The following is a 20,995-nucleotide window of genomic DNA, read 5'->3' as shown; positions in this document are numbered from 1 at the left end:
GCAACGATCTTTTAGAAGGGAAGCATGCCGCGCATCCCGCGCATGCCCTTTAAACCACCCTTGTTCAATTTTTTGACCATTTTCATGGCCTGGGTGTAATTTTTCAGAAGCTGATTCACATCCTGCACCGTCGTCCCGCTGCCCCGGGCAATGCGTTTTCTGCGGGAACCATTGATGATGGCATGACGCCTGCGCTCTTCCGGGGTCATGGAGTTGATAATGGCCTCCACACGCACCAGCTCACGCTCATCAATATTCATTTTACCCAAGGCCTTTTCACTGACACCGGGCAACATCTTCAGAAGATCTCCGATGGGACCCATTTTCCGGACCTGCCGCAACTGATCCCGAAAATCTTCAAGGGTGAACTCATTTTTCCGGAGCTTACGCTCCAACTCCACTGCCTGCTTTTCATCCACCATTTCCTGGGCTTTTTCAATGAGAGAAAGGGTGTCTCCCATGCCCAGAATCCGGGAAGCCATACGGTCCGGATGAAAAAGATCCAGAGCGGAAATTTTTTCTCCCACCCCCACAAACTTGATGGGCCTGCCCGTCACCGCACGGATGGAAAGGGCAGCACCGCCCCTTGCGTCCCCATCGGTCTTGGTCAGGACAATCCCGCCAATACCCAGGGTCTGATCAAAGGCAGAAGCCATTTTCACGGCATCCTGGCCCGTCATGGCGTCTGCCACCAGAAGAATATCCGAAGGGGTCATCTTGTCCCGCACACGGACCAGTTCCTCCATGAGGGCCTCATCCACATGCAGCCTGCCTGCCGTATCCACCAGCAACACATCACAACCCTGCCTGCGGGCCTCTTCCCTGGCTGCAAGACAGATTTCCACAGGATCCTGACGGGTTTCCGAAGGATAGACCGGAACCCCGATCTCACCTCCCAGCTTCTGGAGCTGGTCAATGGCCGCAGGTCGGTAGATATCCGCAGGAACCAGATAGGGCTTTTTACCACTTTTCCGCAGATAAAGGGCCAGCTTGGCCGCAGAGGTCGTCTTACCCGCACCCTGCAGACCCACCATCATCACCACGGCAGGCTTGGGACCCGCAAGGCTCAGAGGCTCGCTGGTTTCCCCCATGAGACGGGTCAGCTCTTCATAGACAATCTTAACCACCTGCTGCCCAGGCGTGAGGCTTTCCAGGACCTCCCGACCCAGGGCGCGGGTCTTCACCCCGGCCACAAAATCCTTGACCACACGGTAATGGACATCGGCTTCCAGAAGCGCCATGCGCACTTCCTTCATACCGTCTTCGATGTGGGCCTCGGTGAGCTTCCCTCTGCCCTTCAGGGCCTTGAAAACGCTGCCGAGTCTTTCGTTTAAGCTGTCAAACATGAAAAGCCATCCAAGGGGTTCAAATCAAAAGCTTGAATTTAACGGGCAAAGGGTGATAAGTCAACCGAAATCAGGCACACCCCAGCCTCCCCGACGTCCCCCCAAACCAAAGACTCCGGACATGACAAGAAAACAAGCACAAAAACCCGATATTCTGGACTTTACCCTTCCCGAACTCCGGGAGTATTTCACTTCCCAGGGTCTGCCCGCGTTCCGGGCCAATCAGATCCATAAATGGCTCTACCTGCACCAGGCGGATACCTTTGAGCAGATGACAGATGTGGGCAAGGAACTCCGGGCAAGGCTGGGTGAAATTTTCACCCTGAAACGCCTGGACATTGCCCGCACCGACCTTTCCAGGGACGGATCCCAAAAATTTGTCTTCCGCCTTGAAGACGGTCATTTCATTGAATCCGTGCTGATCCCGGAAAAGGATCATCACACCCTCTGCATCTCCTCCCAGGTGGGCTGCGCTCAGGGATGCCGGTTCTGCATGACGGCAAAGGGCGGTTTTACCCGCAACCTCAGCACCGGAGAAATTGTGGCTCAGGTGCGGGACATCCGGCGCTCCATGCAGGAGGAAGCTGCAAAAACCCCTGAAGAAAAGGAACCCCGCCTTTCCAATGTGGTTTTTATGGGCATGGGGGAACCCCTTGCCAATTATACCCACGTCAAAAAAGCCATCGACATCCTCACGGACGGTGACTGCGGACTCAAGCTCTCCAAACGCAGGATCACCGTTTCCACCGCAGGCATTCTCCCCAGGCTGGCGGATCTCGGCCGTGACACCCAGATCAACCTTGCCATATCACTGAATGCCACGGAGAACAAGACCCGGGAAGCGCTCATGCCCATCAGCAGGACCTATCCCCTCGAAGACCTGCTGGAAGCCTGCCGCCGCTATCCCCTGGCACCCCGCCAGAAAATCACCTTTGAGTACATTCTCATCCAGGGCGTCAATGATTCCCTCCAGGATGCCCGCCGTCTCGCCCGCTGTCTCAATGGCATCAAGGCCAAGATCAATCTCATTCCCTTTAACGAACACCCCGGCAGCACCTTCCAGCGTCCTGTGGAATCCCACATCCACGCTTTTTTAAAGATTCTTCTGGACAAGGGATACACGGCCATCATCCGCTGGAGCAAGGGGGAAGACATCGGGGCGGCCTGCGGCCAGCTTGCGGGGAAAGCCCAGTCAGAAAACCCTGCGCCCCACCCCGGCAAAGACGAAACAGAAGTTTAACCGGGCCTCAGACCATCTTTTCCCGGATCTCCGGACTTCTGACGGGCAGCACATCCACTTTTTCCTCGCCACCGCAGCCATCCAGAACAAGGGTGACAGAAACGGAGTCTGCCGCCCTTGTATAGCCTGCCACCAGCCCTGCAGCAAGCCGACGCTCCTGCTGACCAGCCGGTCCGCAGAGAAAGGCCAGAGGACCTGGAAAATTCAGCGTCTGAATACGAGTGTGCAACCGGGCGTCAAAATGCACCGCAAGGGCAGCATTATCCGCCTGGGTGCGCCCCACCACGAGCTTCACTTCCGGAGAGAGTCGGAAGTGTCGTCCGTTTTTCAGCAGATGATAGTCCGTAGGCTTTGCTTCCGGATCATGGGTCATAAGATCCTTCAGCCTTTTCCCAAAGGTCACATCCGTGAGCAGGCACCCCCCGGCCGGAGCAGGAAAATCCCGCACCCCCAGCTCTCTGGCCAGAGCCAACTGGGGCTTACGGCCCCTGCCCTGAAAATCCAGAAGCTGGCTGCGGTCCACCCGACCCTCCTCTTCCACCTGGGTCGGCGGCAGATTACGCGCCGAAAGGGGACGAAGAATGCGGCCCTCATATCCCGCCCGTTTTTCCACATACCGCAGGGCAGACCGGGTCTGGGACATGGGTCTCTGGCCGGAGACCTCTCCGCTGAAAAGAAAATCAAAGCCTTCTGCTTCCATGATCCGGCCCGCCTCATGAAACATGAGGGCGTGGCAGTCCTTGCAGGGATTCATGGCCTTGCCATAGCCCGCCGCAGGAGCTTTCAGCATGGGCAGATATACGCCCGTAATGTCCACCACCCTGAAGGGGATGCCATGGGCAAGGGCAGCTTTCCGCGCATTTTCTGCATCAAAAAAAGGCGTCTCAAAGGCAACCCAGCTTACCTCAATGCCCTGGCGCCGCAACACCAGAGCCGCCAGGATACTGTCCAGACCGCCCGAAGAAAGGCCAAGGGCCCTTACCTTCTTCATCATTAACCGTTCCCAAATGAGAAAACCTTAAAAAAACAACACCCGACCTGCGAGCACTCCATCCGTAAAGCAATTCGGGTCTTTACATCAAAAGCCCTGGCCTTGCAAGAAAACCCCTTTCCACAAAGCCCGGATCCGCGCCAAATTCCATTGACACTTCCGGGCTTTTCGGACAAGTATGGAGTCTGTCACATCGTAAGAAGATTGAAAAACAGGCTGATCAAACCCCTTCCCGATACCCCGAAAGAGGCGCTTATGTATGTGAAGTGCTGGGGGGCACGCGGCTCCATTCCCGTATCCGGGCCTCAGTACAACCGCTATGGCGGCGATACCGCCTGCATGGAGATCCGGAGCTGCGATAACGATATCCTGATTGTGGATGCCGGAACCGGTATCCGCCGTCTCGGCAATCAGCTCCTGAAAGAAAAGCGTTTCCATTATCATCTGCTCTTCACCCACGCCCACTGGGACCATCTCATGGGCTTTCCCTTTTTCAAGCCCATATTCCGTGAAGGAACCACCATCCATGTTTTTCGCTGTCCCTCCGCAGAAGGGTATGCGGAATCCATGATCACCCGGGTGATGACGCCCCCCAATTTTCCCATCAACTATTCGGACCTGAAGGCAAAAATCCTTTTCAGGGATGGATGCCCCCAGGATTTTTCCTTAGGCTCGCTGCACATCACTCCCATTGCCTTAAGCCACCCCAATGGCGGCTGCGGATACCGTTTTACGGAAAAGGGCAAAAGCTTTGTCTTTTTAACCGATAATGAGCTGGGATATCGCCATCCGGGCGGACTTTCCTTTGAAGAATACCGCCATTTCTGCCAGGATGCGGATCTGCTCATCCACGATGCGGAATACCTTCCGGAGGAGTACGGGGAAAAAATACGATGGGGTCATTCCGCATATACGGATGTGCTGCGATTGGCCATGGAATCCGGGGTCAAACGGCTGGGTTTTTTTCACCATAACCAGGAGCGCTCCGATGAGGCCATTGACGCCATCGTCGACGAGGCGCGCCTGTGCATCCGCAGAGCCAACAAAGATCTTGAATGTTTTGCCGTTGCTGCGGATATGCATTTTGATCTTTAAGCGCTAAGTCTTCCCAGGGCCTGTCCCGCCTCCCCATGGGGCCCGCCAGGCTATTTGTACATTTCAAGGTCCATAGCCTTTCCAGTCTTTCTGAAAGGAAAAACCCGTGTCCTTCTCCCTGCAAGACGCCGCAGACATACTCCAGAAAAGCAAACGCGCAGTGGCCCTGACAGGGGCTGGCATCTCTGTGGAAAGCGGCATCCCGCCCTTTCGGGGGAAAGGCGGGTTATGGGAAACCATGGATCCCATGGAGTTTGCCCACATCCGGGCCTTTCACAGAAATCCGGCCAGAGTCTGGGATGTTCTGCTGCGCACCATGAAGGACGTACTGGAAAAGGCCCACCCCAACGCCGCTCACAAGGCCCTCTGTGACCTTGAAAACAAAGGAAAAATGATGGGAATCATCACCCAGAACATCGACGGCCTCCATCAGGCTGCGGGCAGTCGCGAGGTGATTGAGTTCCATGGCAGCTTTGCCCGGATCCTGTGCACGGATTGCGGCCGCACACAGTCACTGACCAACCTTATTCTTGAAAAACTGCCTCCTTTGTGTTCCTGTGGCGGTATCCTGAGACCGGACTGCGTATTCTTTGGAGAAAACATTCCTGAACAAGCCATGCGAAGGGCAAAAAAACTGACCCTTTCCTGCGACCTCATGCTGGTCATCGGCACCTCTGCTGAAGTCTGGCCTGCTGCGGAGCTTCCCCACATGGCCAAGGCTTCCGGCGCTGTGGTTCTTGAAATCAATCCCGCTCCCACGCCTTTATCCTCAGAAATTGCGGATGGATTTCTCCGCGGATCTGCAGGCGATATCCTGCCCCGGCTTGTTGCAGCCCTGGGAACAGCTCCCGGTCCCCGGTAAAACCCTTGCGGCCCATCCCGGTCTTAGGATATCAATCATCGAAAAAAGGCCCGTCCCCAAGCCCCAGATCCTGGGACAGGCCCCGAAAACATGGGTTCAGATACTTTTCAGGCACTCTCACATCAAAGGACTCCGGCGCCTCCATGCAAGCTCCCAAGGCCCATATCTTCTGGAACGCCCCCTTCGGTCAACGCCACCTTACCTTGTGGCTGAAAACCTTCGGATACCAGGTTTTTCCTGAAAAAAATCCAGATGTTCCACACATGGGACCCGACGATGTCCTCTTTCTGGGACCCGATGTTCCGGTCCCTGAAGCAATATCCTCTCACCCTTTACGCATCGGGCTGGGGCGTCCGCTGGACGGCTCTCCCTTTTGCCTCAAGATGCCCACAGCCCCCAGAGTTCTCGCCCATCTTCTGAAAAACCTTCATACACCTGAAAGAATCACCGACTATACTCCGGGCATCCCTGCAGATTTCATCGACATCATCCCCTGGCTGGGAACCCTTGACGCCTCCAATTCAGATGTCCATATCCCTGAACTTTTTCAGTATATCGACGATCCCAAAGCCGATACCGCCATTCTGCCCGTACTCACCGACAGGATACAGACACTTCTCAGATCCATTCCAGAGCTGATCCTTCTGGGGCTGGAGCAAGGAGGGGGGCGCACCCGCACCCTCTGCGCCCGCATGGCCGGAACCCTGGCTGAGGAAGAGGCCCTGCCCCTTCTGCTTTCCCTCCTTCACGTCAGCGAACATGCCGACGAAACTGAAGCCCTGATTCGCGCCCTGGGGGCTTTTTCCCATCCTGAGGCACGAAAACAGCTTCACAGGGAAATTCAGGGTCAGGATACCCTCCGCAGCCTTGCAGCCATTGAAAGCCTTGCCCAGAAGGCCGATACCCGGGACATTGCCCTTCTTTCCCGCCTCATCTCTCATCCGGAAACACTCATCGCCGTGGACGCCGCAGGCGCCCTGGCGGCCATCGGCAGCCCGGATGCCTATACCGCCCTCGCCTCCCATCTGCATCCCGAGGATGCCCTGGTGCGTAAGGTGGTGGCCACCTTACTCGCACAGGCCGGGGAAAAGGCGCTCCTTCCTCTCATGGCGGCCATGCGCAGGGCCAATGATCAGGAACGCATCATTGGCGCCCTTGTCCTTGGGCATATGGGGCTTCCCCAGGCCCTGGACTGCCTTTGTGAACAACTGCGCCACCCCAATGCCAGTGTACGTTTTTCCGCCTGCGAGGCCCTGGGAAGAATCCCCTCGGAAAAGACTTTTTTTCCCTTAAGTGCGGCCCTGGAAGACCCCAATCAGGATGTGGTCTGCGCCGCCATCACCGGTCTGAACCATCAGCATCCCCAATCCGGAATCCAGGCTGTCCGTCAATCCATGACCGTAAATCCCCAGGCCCATTCCACCCTTGTCGCCGCCATCGCCGCCATGCAGGCCACCCATCTTTTTCTCGGCCTGTCCCAGGACCGCAAACTGGCCAGGGACATTGTGCAGGCAGCAGCCCAGAGCCAGAACCGCCGCCTGTTGCATCGTTTTCTGGAAGCCTCCGCCCATATTTCTGACCCCGGAACCCGTCAGGGCTGCGAGGCCCTTCTCCGCCAGGCCATCAGAGAGATTCCTCCGGACAGACCCCGCATTCTTGTGGTGGACGACTCCCCCACCATGCGTCGCTTCTACGAGACCCTCCTGCCCCAGTACGGGTATGCCGTGGAAACGGCCCGGGATGGCCTCGATGCCCTCAATCGTCTGCGGCCCGACCCCACGCGTTTCTCCCTGGTTCTCACGGATCTCAACATGCCCAACAAAAACGGCATTGAACTCACCCGCGCCCTCAGGGAGGAAATGGGCACTCCCCTTCCCATACTCATGGTCTCCACAGAAACCCTGGAAAACCAGGAAAAATCCGCCCGCAACGCTGGGATCAACGCCTTTCTCCGCAAGCCTTTCACGGCAAAGGATCTTGCGCACAATCTTGCATCCCTGCTCCCATAAAAATCCTACTCCGCCTCTCTCACTTCCCCCATCCTCCCTGCACACAGATCAAGACCCACAGCCGCAGCCTTTCCATACACAGACTGCATAAGGGGGAAAAAGGCCCGGCTGGATCTCCAGAAAAGTGGCTTCCCCAGTCTTCGGATAAAGGCCTCCGGTATACTGGCATCCGCCACAGCCACAAGGCCTGCGTACTCCCTGTCTTCCCCCCCCAGAAAGCAGGGGCATCCGGTTTCCGGGCCTGGGCTTCCGCCTTTTCCGGCTCTGGGGCTTCCCCTCTTTCCGGAGAGAATCCCAGCAGGGCATCCAGGGCAAAGGCTGTGAAGGCGTAGAGGATCTCCCTGGCGGTACTCGGTGAAAACGGGCCACCGCAAGGGGGCCCTGCTTTTCCTGTCCCTTTCTCTCACGCAGGCCGCAGCAGAAAAAGGCGTACATAGCGATGATCCAGAGCTTCCGGCCGGATGGCGGCCAGCTCACCGTCAAGCTCCTGAAAAAGCGCTTCCAGAATCCCGCCCACACGGTCTGCAATCTGTTCACGGTCCAGGCGTGTGCGATCCGAAAGCCACAGAAGAAAGGCATCCCTGGATGCGGGGCTGAGAAAAAAGCCCCCCACCCTTTCCTCCCGTATCCGGACAAAAAAAGACCGGAAACGCTCCTCATGCAGAGGCGTGAGGACAGCCGCCACCTCCCCTGGATCCAGGCTGTCTTTGGCCCAGAGCGTTAAAAGAAGGTTCTTCCAGGTAAGGAGCCTTCCCATGGGATCCACGCTGGAAAGCCCCAGAAGGGCCAGCAGATCATCCAGAGTCATGAGATCCGAAACGGTTTTTTCCGTTTCCCGGATCTCCGCATCCGAAGCAAAAGGACGGTAAAGCCGACCTGATGCCGCGTTCATATCCAGACATAAGGGAACTTCCAGAAGCAGGCCCCCCAAAATTCCCATGCCCTGTTCTTCCCAGAAAGAAAGGGCCAGACCGCTTTTACGGAACCAGGCCTCCGGCCACCAGGCCTGCACCCGCCATTTAAGGCGCATAACAGGCCCGAAACCCGCCCGGAAAACCGCATCCAGCCGATAGGTCCGCAAAATCTGCGCCCGCAGTAAAGGCGTGGGCGATTCTTCCCCTGTGATGCGGGCAATCCCTGCTTCAAGATAACCCATCACCGCCTGCCCCATGGCGTCCAGCGCTTCCCGAGAGCGGATCACTCTGCCCTGGGCCGCCACAAAGCGATTGCACAGATGGGCCAGTTCCAGGTGCAGGTCTGCAAGCACATCTCCCATATCGAGAAGCTCCAGGGCTTCGGAAAAAATCCGGTCTTCGGCCATGCGCCGTCCATGCTCCGGCAGGGTGAAGCGCCAGTCTCCATCAGGAGCCCTGTTCAGGTGCTTACGCCCCTGCTTTTCCAACTCGCCTTCTGCCAGGGGAACCCAGAGAAGACGCGCTTCCTGCTGGGAAGCAAAGCCCTTTTCCGCCATCCGGACCCTGTGCCAGTGGAGGGCGGCTTCCTCCTGCTCTGCGGGAAGGGCCCAGGCCATTTCCTGGAACACCCGGAAAAACAGGGGATGGGAAATTTCCGCAAGATGCCGGACAAAAGAAAAAACTGCCTCTTCGCGGGCTTCGCTTTTTTCCGCATCCTCTGTCCATTCTTCGGAAAGGGGACGAAGCCTGAAATACAGAACATCATCGAGGGTGGTAAAACCATCGGGAAAATCCGAAGGGTCCTCGTCATGCTCCCGGATGCGCACCTCCACATTCCGGAAAAGCCAGGCATCCATGAGATCCCCTTCCTCCTCCAGAAGAAACTTCACAAAACGGGCGGGAGAAGCCTTGAGAAAACGCCTGAACCAGAGCCCCATGGCACCGTAGTCCGGCATGTCCTTCTGCCAGCATTCCATGTCCAGGACAAACTGCCACTGCCGATCCGAGGCCAGGGCCAGAACCGGCAGAAAGTCATCCGCCCCGATGCGGTGCATGAAAAGGAAAAAATCCTCTTCCGGAAAGGAATGGGTCAGAGCTGCGGCCTCAGGGTCCGAAAGCAGGGCTTCCAGGGCCCCTTCTTCGGAAAGGGCGTCGAGACGCTGTCTCTTTGTTGCAAGGGCGGCAAGGCGCTGTTCATGGGAAGACAGGGAGGACGTCATCAGGGTCACCTCTTTTTTAGAATTCGTCTCGATTTTTTCTCAGTCCTGAACTTCCACCCTGGCCCTGCGACCCGGTTGGCGCATCCTGTCCGGGTCTGCAAGACGCAGGAGGACCAACGCCAGCACAATGCCCGGCAGACCGATAATGGCCGAGGAAATGAAAAACCAGAACCAGCCCACATGCTCCACCAGCATGCCGGTGAATCCGGCAAAAAACTGACCGGGAAGGGTCATGATGGAGCTGAACAGGGCATACTGGGTGGCGGTATAGGCCGTATTGGTGAGGCTCGACAGATAGGCGATAAAGACCGCCACCGCCATGCCCCCACTGATATTATCCGCCATGATGGCCAGAACAAGGCCGTACACTTCAGGTCCGAGGCAGGAAAGCCAGGAAAAGGTGAGGTTGGTCAGGGGAGCCAGAATGGCGGTGATAATCAGCATGCGCATGATACCAAAGCGGGCCACCAGCACCCCGCCCAGAGCCGCACCGGTAAGGGTCATGGCCAGGCCAAAGGCTGCGGCCACATTGCCGATCTCAGCCTTGGTGAAGCCCAGGTCCAGATAGAAGGGATTGGCCATGACCCCCATGAAAATGTCGCTGATGCGGAAAAGACCGATGAAAATAAGAATCACAAGACCTGTGAAACGAAAACGCTTCCAGAAATCCGCAAAGGGACCGATCAGGGCTCCGGCAAGCCAAAGACGCATTTCCCTGAAAAAACCCGAACCCTCCGCTTTCCGCACAGCGGCCATCTCCCTTTCCAGAAGCCGGGTTTCCTCATCCACGAACACATCGGGTTCATCAATGATCCAGGTGGTGATCATGCCCACGGCCATGAGGACGGCCATGATCCCATAGGCCCAATCCCAGCCCGAAGCCGAAGCCAGGTGCAGGGCGCCAGCACCCGCAGCCAGCAGCGCCACGCGGTAGCCCAGCACATAACTCGCCGCCATGGCCGCCTGTGTCTCCTTGCCCGCAGCCTCAATGCGGTAGGCGTCAATGGCAATGTCCTGGGTGGCGGAAGCAAAACCCGCCAGTACGGCCCAGAGGGCAATCCAGGCAAGATCTTCCCGTGGGTCGGAAAGGGCCATGCCCAGAATGGAAACAAAAAGGAAAATCTGGGCCAGCAGCATCCAGGAACGCCGTCTGCCCATCCGGGCCGTAAGCCAGGGCAGGGGGATGCGGTCCACCACCGGCGCCCAGAGGATTTTCATGCTGTGGGCCATGCCCACCCAGCTTAAAAAGCCGATGGCCGCAAGACTCACCCCCAGATCCCGCAGCCAGGCCGTGAAGGTCCCGCCCACCAGCAGAAGGGGAAGGCCTGCGGAAAATCCGAGAAAGAGCATCCCCAGAACCCGTGGATGCCGGTAAACCCCGAAGGCCGAAGCCCAGGAGCGGTGCTTGGTTCTGATTTCCATGACAGATCGTCCTCTCCTCAAGGCTTGGCATGTTTTTCTTCAAAATCCAGGGGTCAGCTTCTGCACTTACAGAAGAAGCCCGGCAAGGTCACGCTTAGGCACATGATGCACCCCCCGCTCATCCCGCCAGTACCGCACGGAACCCTCCGGCTCCATGGGTTCCAGCACCACGGTTTCCGCAGGCTTTCCCAGGGCGAGGGTCAGGAGAATTTCCAGATCTTCAGGAATTTTAAGAACCTCCCGGAGAACCCCCTTATCCATGTTTGCCAGCATGCAGCACCCAAGCCCCCTTTCCGCAGCCCCCAGAGCCAGGGTCTGAGCGGCAATGCCCAGATCGCAGAAAACAAGGGAACCCCCCTTCACGGGCCCGCAGATCACCACATAGGCCGCAGGACGTTCTCCTGGCTCCGGCCCCTTCCAGTCCTTTAAATAAGCGGCCCACCCAAGGGCCGGAAAAATCCCGGCCCTTTCTTCTGAATCCAAAACCAAACGGTAGCGCAGCACCTGCAGATTTCCCGCCGATGGAACAAGACGGGTAAAATCCACCAGATCCTCCAGCACCTGCCGTCCCGGCACTTCTCCCTCCACAAAACGGCGGATGGACCGGCTCCGGGTCACAAGGGACTTCAGCATTTTCTACCTCCTAATTTTTCAAAAAAATCAGGTCTCCTCTGAACGCACGCAGGCAAAGCGCTGGAAACGGGGAAGATTCTGCTCAAGCCATATGAGAATTTTCTCAAACTCGGCCCGGACTTCCTTTAAAGCCCTTCCCCTGTGGCTGACCGCAGCCTTTTCCGCCAGATCCGCCTCCCCAAAGGTCTTACCCAGCTCGGGACAGAAAAACAGGGGATCATAGCCAAAGCCCTTTTCCCCTCGGGGTGCGTCAAGAATCTCGCCCTGGCAAAGGCCTTCGTAGGTCAGGGCCTGGCCTGTGGGTACGGCAATGGAAATCACACAGTGGAAGGCCGCTTTACGATTTTCCACTCCTCGCATGGCAGCAAGGAGTTTTTCATTGTTGGTCGCATCCGTAGCTCCTTCTCCTGCATAACGTGCGGAATGTACGCCCGGCGCACCATCCAGGGCTTCCACAGCAAGGCCGGAATCATCGGCCATGGTGGCAAAACCCAGATACCGGGCTGTGAGGGAAGCCTTTTTATAGGCATTGGCGTCAAAGGTATCCCCATCTTCATCAATCTCCGGAATGGGACCAAAGTCCGAAAGATTTCTGATATCCACGGGAAATCCTTCCAGCATGGCCGCAAGCTCCCGGACTTTTCCCGGATTCCTGGTTGCAAGAACCAGAGTGATTTTCTGTTTCATTTCTTCTTCTCCCAACGGTCCTGAAAGGCCAAAAGATCGGCACGCATCGTGCTTATGCTTAAATCACAAAGCTTATAGTCGAGGGGACTCGCCTTGTAAAGGAATGCCACCGTTTCCCGGACAAAGTCCAGATCTTAAAAGGTAGACATGGGACACGAAGAAAGAGATCTGTCCAGAAGCGTTCATCAACTCCGCAGCCCACGCGTAAAATCGTCAGGAAGGGCCATCATAAAAAAGGTTTACACCCCGAATACCCTTGGTATATGAATTTCCGACATTGTATGCGGCGCGTTCCAGGATCCACAGATCCGGCGTACGCCCCCAAACGCCTCTGCACCTTGCCTCAAGTGGCCCCTTCCTTTTTCCGGATGCCCCCTGAAGCAATGCGGAGCTTCTCGCCGTCATTTTTACCCAAGGAATTGACCATGCACAGACTTCTCACCGACAAACCCGGCGAAGCCATGTTCCTGCTCGGAAACGAGGCCATCGCCCGGGGAGCCATGGAAGCGGGTGTGGCCTTTACATCCACCTACCCCGGCACGCCTTCCTCCGAACTTTCTCTGAACTTCTTTCAGATGTCCAAGGAAAGTGATCTTTATTTTGAATACAGCACCAATGAAAAGGTGTCCCTGGAGGTGGCTGCCGCTGCGGCCAACTGCGGTATCCGCAGCATGTGCATGATGAAGCACGTGGGACTGAACGTAGCTGCGGACGTACTCATGACCCTTGCCTATGTGGGGGTTACGGGTGGCCTTGTCATCCTCACGGCCGACGATCCCTTCATGTTCTCCAGCCAGAACGAACAGGACAACCGTTATTACGCCAAATTCGGCGGCCTGCCCATGCTGGAGCCCTCCTCCGTGGAAGAAGCAAAGGAAATGGTGAAAGAAGCCTTCACCCTTTCCGAAAGCCTGGGTCGCCCCGTCCTCTTCCGCACCACCACCCGCATCAACCACTCCACCGCCGTGGTCACCCTCGGGGAGCTGCCTCTCCGCAAGACCAAGGGAAGCTTCAAAAAAGACCCCATGCGCTGCGTCACCGTGCCTGCGGTTTCAAGGGGGCTCCATGTGAAGCTCCTGGCCGACCTCGACAGAGCCCAGGAAATGGCGGAAAGCTCTTCCTTCAACTTCGTTGAGGGTGAAGGCCGTTTCGGTGTCATCGCCAACGGCGTGAGCTATACCTATGCGGCGGATGCGGTGAAGGATCTCAAGGCCGAAGGACAGGTCAAAATCCTGCGTCTGGGCTTCACCAATCCCATGCCCGCAAACACCATCAAGAATTTCCTGAAAACCTGCGACAAGGTTCTTGTGATTGAAGAGGGCGAGCCCTTCATGGAAGAGGCGGTCAAGGCCTTTGCCCAGGAAGAGGGTCTCACCCTTCCCATTGCAGGAAAGGACAAGACCCTCTTTTCCCGGCTCTACGAATTCGATCCCGCCATGGTGCGGAAAAACGTGGCCACCTTCTTTGGCTTTGACTGCCCGGCCACCCAGGCCGTGGATGCCTCCGGCATTCCCGATCTTCCCATGCGGCCGCCCACCCTCTGCGCCGGATGCTCCCACAGATCCGTCTTCTATGCGGCCAAAAAGGCCTGCGAAGGCATGGATGTGGTCTTTCCCTCGGATATCGGCTGCTACACCTTAGGCTTTCTTCCGCCCCTCGGCATGGGGGACTTTGTGGTCTGCATGGGCGCTTCCGCTGGCACGGCCTGCGGCTTTTCCACGGTAACGGATCAGAAGGTGGTGGCCTTCATCGGTGATTCCACCTTCTTCCATTCCGGTCTTTCCGGGCTCATCAACGGGGTGTTCAACAACCACAACTATACCCTCGTCATCCTCGACAACCGCACCACGGCCATGACCGGCCATCAGCCCAACCCCGGCGTGGATATGACTGAGCTTGCCATGGAAAACTACAACATGGTGGACATCGAGACCGTGGTGCGGGCCGTTGGTGTTAAGCATGTTTCCGTGGTGCGGGCCTACAACGTGAAAAAAACCATGGAAGCCATACGGGAAGCCGTGGCCTTTGAGGGTGTTTCCGTCATCATTGCCAAGGAAAAATGCGCCCTCTACGCCAAGGCCCTCAAGCAGCTTAAGGGCAAGCCCTTCCAGGTGGACCCGGAAAAATGCAAAAATCACAGGGAATGCGTGGACGCCCTGGGATGCCCGGCCTTTTACCTGGAAAACAACATGCCCCGCATCCATGCCCACCTCTGCGTGGGATGCGCCCTCTGCGCCCAGGCCTGCCCTGAAAAGGCCATTGTTCCGGCAAAGAGCCTGTAAACGCCAACGGGCCGGTATTCCGGCCCTTATCCAACAATAAGGGAAACCCATGGAACCCAAACGTCTCATCATTGTTGCCGTCGGCGGTCAGGGCAACCTGCTCGCCTCCCATGTTCTTGGTGAAGCCGCCCTCATGTCCGGCATTCCCGTACGCATGAGCGAAATCCACGGCATGGCCCAGAGGGGCGGTGTGGTGGAATCGGCTCTTGTGTTCGGAGATGCCCGGTCCAACATCATCTCCGACGGGGAAGCCGATCTCTTTGTGAGTTTTGAACCCTGCGAGGCTCTGCGGGCTCTGAAAAAATGCAACCCCAATACCGTGACCATCACCAACACCCGGCCCCTGCCCCCCTTCACCGCCGTGATCGGCAGGGGAAAATATCCGGAACTGGATACGGTGACGGAAGTGCTGAAGGCCAAAACCGGCCGCCTCATCGCCTTTGACGCCACAAGCCTTGCCGAGGAAGCGGGCAACCCCATGTGCCTTAACATGGTTCTCCTCGGCACCCTCGTGGGCACAGGCATTCTGCCCATTTCCGCAGAAGCCGTCCGGGAAGCCATCCGCACCCGCACCAAAAAAAGCTTTGTGGACATGAACTTAAGCGCCTTTGAAAAGGGTTTTGCAAAAGCCGCCTGACCCCTTCCAAGCCCAGCGTCTGGGCTTTAAGCGAACCCGTTTCTTATTTCTGTCTTCATCCCCCTGGGCCAGTACGCCTCCAAGGATCTGGCCCAGGGTCGCATTTTTTTAAGTTCTACCCTTTTCTCCTTGGATCTTCCATCCCCGCACCTGGCTATGCTATGGTACCCCATGGAAGCGGAAACTTTGAAGTCCCCTCTCCGCTCCCGTAAAAAGGGCTGTGTCTGGTTTTCAGATTTCCTGATCCAAACCCTCTTTTTGTTTCATCCGGATTTTCCGCGCCCGCGACATCTTGCAATGGACCCAAGGCTTAAGGAAACCTCCACATGACACGCATTCTCGTTGTGGACGACGACAGCGCCATCCGTTCCGCCATGGAAACCTATATCCGTATGGGATGGTTTTGACACCGCCGCTGTGTCCAGTGCAGAGGAGGCCATCGCCTACATGGAAAGCAAAGGGCCTGTGGATGTGGTGATTACCGATATCATGATGGGCGGCATGTCCGGCCTTGAACTCACCGATCACATCCGTTCCCACTATGACACGGATGTCATCATCATGACCGGGTACAGCGCCGAATATTCCTATGAAGAGGCCATTCGCAGGGGAGCCAGTGACATTCTTTTCAAACCCGCACGCTTTGAGGAGATCCTTCTGCGCCTCAAACGGGTTCTGCGGGAAAGAAAGCTCACCCAGGAAAGGGAAATCATGATGGCCAAGCTCAAGGAGTTGTCCATCACCGATGAACTGACCCGGCTTTACAATTCCCGGCATTTTTACACCCGCATCGAAAAAGAGGTGGAGCGCTGCTACCGATACCAGCACTCCCTATCCCTCCTGCTCCTCGACATTGACCATTTCAAGGATTATAATGATACCTTCGGTCACCTGGAAGGAGACCGGGTACTGATGCGCATGGGCACTATCATTAAAAACTCCTTGCGGGCCATGGATTCAGGATTCCGCTATGGCGGCGAAGAATTCACCATCCTTCTACCGGAAACCCACGCAGGCGAATCCCTGGTGGTCGCCCGCCGCATTCAGGAAGCCTTAAGCTGGGAAAAATTTCTGCCTGCCAGCACCTCCAGCCCTGTTGAGGTCACCGTGAGCATCGGCGCCACCGAGTATCGGATGCAGGAAAACATCACCACCTTTATCCAGAGGGCGGATATGGCCATGTACTGCTCCAAGAAAAACGGCCGCAACCAGATCACAACCCTTCTGGACACCCATTCCAAGGAATACCTCCAATGCCTCAATTCCTGGTCCTCCAAGACCCCGGACTGAATGAATGTCTGGAAATTCTCACCCTCTACCAGACAGAAAACTGGTGGCAGGGACCTCCGGACACCCACATGGTTGCCCGCATCGTCGCTGGTAGCCATCTTTTTTTGACCGCCCAAATAAAGGGCCGCATCATCGGTATGGGCCGAGTGATCAGTGACGGCGTATCCGATGCCTACATCCAGGATGTCACCGTAGCCCCACCGCACCGGGGAAACAACATCGGAGGCCGTCTCATTGAAGAGCTCTGCCGCCTTCTTTTTGAGCAGGGCATCGAGTGGATCGGCCTCATTGCCGAGCGGGGCTCCCATCCTTTTTATGAAAAGCTGGGTTTTGGGGTCATGCCCAGGTCCCTGCCCATGCTCCATGAAAAAACCCTTCACATCATGGGCCTTGGCCCGGAACATTCGGAAAGCAGATGAAGTTTCACAAGATCACCCTGCAAGACTATGACAGACTGGCTCCTTTTTTCAGAAATCAGGCCTACCCGCTGTGCAGCTATTCCCTGCCTTCCCTTCTCTCCTGGCAGACCCAGGCCTATTATCCTGTGGCCGCCCTTACGGAAGACAGCCTCATCATCGCCGCGGAATACACCCAGAAGACAGAACTGAGGCATCTGATCCTGCCGCTGGCTCCGGAAAAAGACTGGACGCCCGAGGCCCTGCATCGGCTTTGCCTGGATTCCGGTTTTCCCACCTACTGGTTTGTACCCGAAACCTGGATCCGCAAGGTGGGAGAAAAGGACCTTGAGGTTTTCTTTCGGGTGGAAGAACAAAGCGCCTACACGGACTATATTTACCTCAAAGAGGATCTTAGCGAGCTCAAGGGGAGAAAATACTCCAAAAAACGCAACCTCATCTCTCAGTTTGAACGCAGCTTCACGGAAGACCGCATTCACATTGCCGCCATAGGCCCTGAGGATATTCCCGAATGTCTGGATTTTCTTGAGCTCTGGTGCAGGGAAAGAAACTGTGAGCGGGATCCGGAAGCGGACATGGCCTGTGAAAAAATCGCCGCAGCCAACGCCATCCGCCTCATTGACGACTCGCATTTCAGAGGCCTGCGTCTCTCAATCGATGGCAGGCTTGTGGCCTTTGGCATTGCCAATCGCCTCACCCAGGACATGGGCGTACTCCACTTTGAAAAGGCTCTCGGGTCCATCAAGGGACTTTATCAATATTTTGACCGGGAGTGCTGCCGCAGGCTCTTTTCACCGGATATCGTGTTCATCAACAAGGAGTCGGACATGGACGAGCCGGGGCTGGCCCATGCCAAAAACTCCTACCACCCCATCCGCAAAGAAAAATCCTTTGTTCTCACGGCAAAAGACCTCTGATCCCAAGGGAAAAATTCTCCATCCCCTTGGCCCATAAAAATCCCGGAATCCGCATTTTAAGACTTCTCGCGCAGATTCCGGGAATTTTTTCTTCTCTTCTGGAAAAATCCTTCCGTCTTTACCCCACCATCCGGCTGGTGAGGGCATTTTTCAGGTCCAGGGAGGCAGGGGCGGGTTTGCCGATCAAAAAACCCTGAACATAATCCACGCCTATTTCCGACAAGAGGGTCAGGGTTTCGGGTTTTTCCACAAACTCCGCCACCGTGCGGATGCCCATTTCCCTGGCCACCTGGACAATGGCCCGCACCACGCTGCGATCCTCCTGTCTTTCGTGCAGGTTCCGCACAAAAGAGCCGTCAATCTTGATAAAATCCACCCCCAACTCCCGCAGGTAGACAAAACTGGTGAACCCCACACCAAAATCATCCAAAGAAAAACGGCAGCCCAGGGCCTTCATCTGGCTGATGAACTCCAGGGCCCTGTCCATATCCTGGATGGCTGCGGTTTCCGTGATCTCAAAAATCAGCCGCTTGGGATCTGCCCCCGTTTCCTGGATGCTTTTTTTCAAAAAAACCGCCATCCCCGCATCCGCAAGATCCCTGCCCGAAAGATTCATGGAAAAGGATACCAGTCGTCCCTTTTCTTTCAGCCGGGTCTGGTAGGCAAAGGTTTTCCGCGCCACCACCCGGTCGATGGAACCCACCAGACCATGTCGTTCCGCAGCCTGGATAAAAGCGCCGGGCAGCACAATCCTGCCGTCCGGCTCCCGCAGGCGCACAAGCGCTTCATAGTGCAGAACAGTTTGCGAGGACACATGGAGAATGGGCTGATACCAGACCTCAAAACGGTCTCCGGCCAGGGCATCCAGAATGCGTTGTTTCTGATAAAAGGTAGCCCGTTTCAGCTCCCCTTCCCGATCTTCGGGTACAAAAATTCTGCACCGGTTTTTCCCCAGCTCCTTGGCCTTGCCCAGGGCGGCATCCAGTACGGCAAGAAAGGTGATGGCATCCCCCGCGTGCTCGGGAATGAGGGCCAGACCCACGGATACGGTCAGGCGTACGCCTCCGTCTTCAAAACGGCTGGCCTCCACATGGCTGCGGATTTCCTCTCCCAGAGCCAGGCATTCCGCAGCCCCCATATTCTGCACAAAAACAGCCATCTGATCTCCGCCAAAACGTCCCATGAACCAGGAATTCGCATGCAGCCGGGCATCCAGGATCTGACGCACACTCCGGATCAGAAATCTCAGCACCCGATCCCCTTTGGCGTAACCGATCTGATCATTAACCAGCTTGAAGCTGTCAATGTCAATGAGCATACCCGCACCGCCACCGGAAAAGGCTTCTCCCAATCTGCGGATGAAACTGTCCCGGTTGAGAAGGCCGGTCTGAACATCATAGGTTTCCAGGTACAGGGCTCGCGCTTCCGTCTGCTTTTTTTCTGTGATGTCTTCCTGGATGGCCAGGAAATTGACGATTTCCCCTCCCAATCCCCGCACCGGTGAAATGAGCCCCTTGCCCCAGTAATACCTGCCCGTCTTGGTCTTGTTTTTAAAATCACCCCGCCAGGAATGACCGGAAAGGATAGTTTCCCAGAGCGCGGCATAGGTTTCAGGCCGGGTTTCTCCTGAAGCCAGGATGCGGGGATTCTGACCAATGGCCTCTTCCCGCAGGTAGCCTGTCACCTTTTCAAACATGGCGTTCACATAGGTGATATGCCCTTCCCTGTCCGTGATAAAAACAATGTTCGTACTCTGCTCCATGGCCATGGTCAGCTTCTGCAGCTCGGCCTCCACCCGTTTTTTTTCCGTGATGTCCTGCACCGTGCCCACAAGCCTCTGCACCTCACCTTCGGCATCCCGCACCGCCCTGCCCGTGACCGAAAGCACCCGCAGCTCGCCATCCACATCAATCCCGTGTTCAAGCCCAATGGTTCTGCCATCCGTCCAGGCCGCATCCAGAGCCTCGCGCACAGCCTTTCTGTCGCCTTCGCTCACCCGTCGCAAAAAGGTTTCCAGGGAAGGTACGCTGCCCTTTTCCGGCATGCCCAGGATCCTGAACATCTGAGCGCTCCAGTAGACCTTATCCGTGCCCCGCTCCCACTTCCAGCTCCCGATGCCCGCCATCTTCTGGGCTTCGGAAAGATTTTCTTCACTTTCTTTTAAGGCCCGCAGGGTACGCATGGCGTCAGAGATATCCCGCACCAGCATGGCAAAAACCGCAACCTCGCCGGTTTCAATGCGCTGCAGGCGCAGCTCCGCCTCATAGCAGGTTTTGTCCTTGCGGCAGATATGGGCTGTAAAAAGCCGACCGCATTCCGTACTCTGGTCCATATCTTCCACCAGATCCCGGAATCCCTCTTCCGTAAGCCCCATGAAAAGTTCCCAGGCGTGGCACTCCCGCAATTCCTCCAGCGCATATCCGGAATTGAACAGGGCGCTGGCATTGGCTTCCTCAAAAAGGAGGGTTTCCGTATCAATGAGAAAGATCTCTTCCTTGAGATTTTCAAAAATACGGCCAAAGCGCCGTTGCAGTTCCCTGGCCCTGCGGGCTTCTCCCACATCCATGACACTGGTGATCTTGTAGCGTCTGCCTTCCTTGTCCTGCAAAAGCCCGGCTGTGGCCAGAATCCGGAGAGGGCTGCCGTCTTTATGCAGAACTTCCCATTCCATGGAAGGTTCTGCGCCGTTTTTAAAAAAAAGATCCAGGGCTTTCTGTCCCATCTCCCTTTTTTCCGGCGGCAGCATCCGGGTAAAAGATTTTCCCAGAAGCTCTTCCCTTGTGTATCCGTAAATACGGGTATAAGCGGGATTCACATCCACAAAACAGCCCGCTTCATCCACAATGCAAAGGCCCGTATCCGCCACATCCCAGGCCCCAAGACGCAGTCTGTCCGCTGCATCCAGTGGATCCGCCCCCTTTCCCAGAACCTGGGAAAGTTCACGGATACGCCGCTCAAGGGTTTCAAGGACCATTTCAAGGTCCTGGGGTAAAACGGATGTCTCGGCCATAATAACCTTCCTCTTTTTTAAAAA

At 56.4% G+C, this 20,995-nt stretch carries 17 protein-coding genes; 9 read left to right on the top strand and 8 right to left on the bottom strand.

Going from position 1 to position 20,995, the window contains the following annotated elements; genetic code table 11:
* Positions 1-11 precede the first annotated feature (11 nt).
* Positions 12-1,346, bottom strand: coding sequence for a signal recognition particle protein (gene ffh / locus RBR60_RS07765; RefSeq protein ID WP_320355418.1), 1,335 nt, complete (start codon positions 1,344-1,346; stop codon positions 12-14).
* Positions 1,347-1,467: 121 nt separating this feature from the next.
* On the opposite strand from ffh, the gene rlmN reads away from it, so the two are divergent.
* Positions 1,468-2,586, top strand: coding sequence for a 23S rRNA (adenine(2503)-C(2))-methyltransferase RlmN (gene rlmN, locus RBR60_RS07760; protein ID WP_320355416.1), 1,119 nt, complete (start codon positions 1,468-1,470; stop codon positions 2,584-2,586).
* Positions 2,587-2,593: 7 nt separating this feature from the next.
* On the opposite strand, the gene RBR60_RS07755 is transcribed toward rlmN, so the two are convergent.
* The gene (locus RBR60_RS07755; protein WP_320355414.1) at positions 2,594-3,580 is read right to left on the bottom strand and encodes a tRNA 4-thiouridine(8) synthase ThiI; all 987 of its coding nucleotides are present in this window, start codon (positions 3,578-3,580) and stop codon (positions 2,594-2,596) included.
* A 252-nt stretch (positions 3,581-3,832) separates the two neighbouring features.
* Here RBR60_RS07755 and RBR60_RS07750 point away from each other — a divergent pair, with 252 nt between their 5' ends.
* From RBR60_RS07750 to RBR60_RS07740, 3 genes are all read left to right on the top strand, one after another.
* A complete protein-coding gene (locus RBR60_RS07750; RefSeq protein WP_320355412.1) occupies positions 3,833-4,672 on the top strand; it encodes an MBL fold metallo-hydrolase in 840 nt (279 codons plus the stop codon).
* 106 nt (positions 4,673-4,778) lie between these two features.
* Positions 4,779-5,534: an NAD-dependent deacylase gene (locus tag RBR60_RS07745; RefSeq protein ID WP_320355410.1), complete on the top strand. Its 756-nt coding sequence runs from the start codon at positions 4,779-4,781 to the stop codon at positions 5,532-5,534.
* Positions 5,535-5,677: 143 nt separating this feature from the next.
* Positions 5,678-7,543: a response regulator gene (locus RBR60_RS07740; protein ID WP_320355408.1), complete on the top strand. Its 1,866-nt coding sequence runs from the start codon at positions 5,678-5,680 to the stop codon at positions 7,541-7,543.
* Positions 7,544-7,548: 5 nt separating this feature from the next.
* On the opposite strand, the gene RBR60_RS07735 is transcribed toward RBR60_RS07740, so the two are convergent.
* The 5 genes from RBR60_RS07735 to RBR60_RS07715 all read right to left on the bottom strand — a co-directional run bounded on the left by RBR60_RS07735 (position 7,549) and on the right by RBR60_RS07715 (position 12,419).
* Complete coding sequence (locus RBR60_RS07735; RefSeq protein WP_320355407.1) at positions 7,549-7,917, bottom strand: hypothetical protein; 369 nt, start codon at positions 7,915-7,917, stop codon at positions 7,549-7,551.
* A 29-nt stretch (positions 7,918-7,946) separates the two neighbouring features.
* Positions 7,947-9,677, bottom strand: a complete 1,731-nt coding sequence (locus RBR60_RS07730; RefSeq protein ID WP_320355405.1) for a DUF6178 family protein — start codon at positions 9,675-9,677, stop codon at positions 7,947-7,949.
* 39 nt (positions 9,678-9,716) lie between these two features.
* Positions 9,717-11,099 (bottom strand): AmpG family muropeptide MFS transporter, encoded by a 1,383-nt coding sequence (locus tag RBR60_RS07725; RefSeq protein ID WP_320355403.1) that lies wholly within the window; start codon positions 11,097-11,099, stop codon positions 9,717-9,719.
* A gap of 66 nt (positions 11,100-11,165) precedes the next feature.
* Positions 11,166-11,732 (bottom strand): nitroreductase family protein, encoded by a 567-nt coding sequence (locus RBR60_RS07720; protein ID WP_320355401.1) that lies wholly within the window; start codon positions 11,730-11,732, stop codon positions 11,166-11,168.
* A gap of 27 nt (positions 11,733-11,759) precedes the next feature.
* Positions 11,760-12,419: an XTP/dITP diphosphatase gene (locus tag RBR60_RS07715; protein ID WP_320355399.1), complete on the bottom strand. Its 660-nt coding sequence runs from the start codon at positions 12,417-12,419 to the stop codon at positions 11,760-11,762.
* A 425-nt stretch (positions 12,420-12,844) separates the two neighbouring features.
* Between RBR60_RS07715 and iorA the strand changes: the two genes are divergently transcribed.
* The 5 genes from iorA to RBR60_RS07690 all read left to right on the top strand — a co-directional run bounded on the left by iorA (position 12,845) and on the right by RBR60_RS07690 (position 17,961).
* Positions 12,845-14,701, top strand: coding sequence for an indolepyruvate ferredoxin oxidoreductase subunit alpha (iorA, locus tag RBR60_RS07710; protein WP_320355397.1), 1,857 nt, complete (start codon positions 12,845-12,847; stop codon positions 14,699-14,701).
* 49 nt (positions 14,702-14,750) lie between these two features.
* A complete protein-coding gene (locus tag RBR60_RS07705; RefSeq protein ID WP_320355395.1) occupies positions 14,751-15,338 on the top strand; it encodes an indolepyruvate oxidoreductase subunit beta in 588 nt (195 codons plus the stop codon).
* 447 nt (positions 15,339-15,785) lie between these two features.
* Complete coding sequence (locus RBR60_RS07700; protein ID WP_320355393.1) at positions 15,786-16,628, top strand: diguanylate cyclase; 843 nt, start codon at positions 15,786-15,788, stop codon at positions 16,626-16,628.
* Positions 16,592-17,047, top strand: coding sequence for a GNAT family N-acetyltransferase (locus RBR60_RS07695; RefSeq protein ID WP_320355391.1), 456 nt, complete (start codon positions 16,592-16,594; stop codon positions 17,045-17,047). The genes RBR60_RS07700 and RBR60_RS07695 overlap by 37 nt, the downstream gene beginning before the upstream one ends.
* Positions 17,044-17,961 (top strand): DUF2156 domain-containing protein, encoded by a 918-nt coding sequence (locus RBR60_RS07690; RefSeq protein WP_320355389.1) that lies wholly within the window; start codon positions 17,044-17,046, stop codon positions 17,959-17,961. The genes RBR60_RS07695 and RBR60_RS07690 overlap by 4 nt, the downstream gene beginning before the upstream one ends.
* 118 nt (positions 17,962-18,079) lie before the next feature.
* On the opposite strand, the gene RBR60_RS07685 is transcribed toward RBR60_RS07690, so the two are convergent.
* Complete coding sequence (locus RBR60_RS07685; protein WP_320355387.1) at positions 18,080-20,971, bottom strand: EAL domain-containing protein; 2,892 nt, start codon at positions 20,969-20,971, stop codon at positions 18,080-18,082.
* Between the last annotated feature and the right edge of the window lie 24 nt (positions 20,972-20,995).

This window comes from Desulfobotulus sp., from assembly GCF_034006065.1.
Taxonomy (GTDB): Bacteria; Desulfobacterota; Desulfobacteria; order Desulfobacterales; family ASO4-4; genus Desulfobotulus.
The sequence above is the reverse complement of the archived record's forward strand: the minus strand, read 5'-3'. Positions and strand labels throughout refer to the sequence as shown.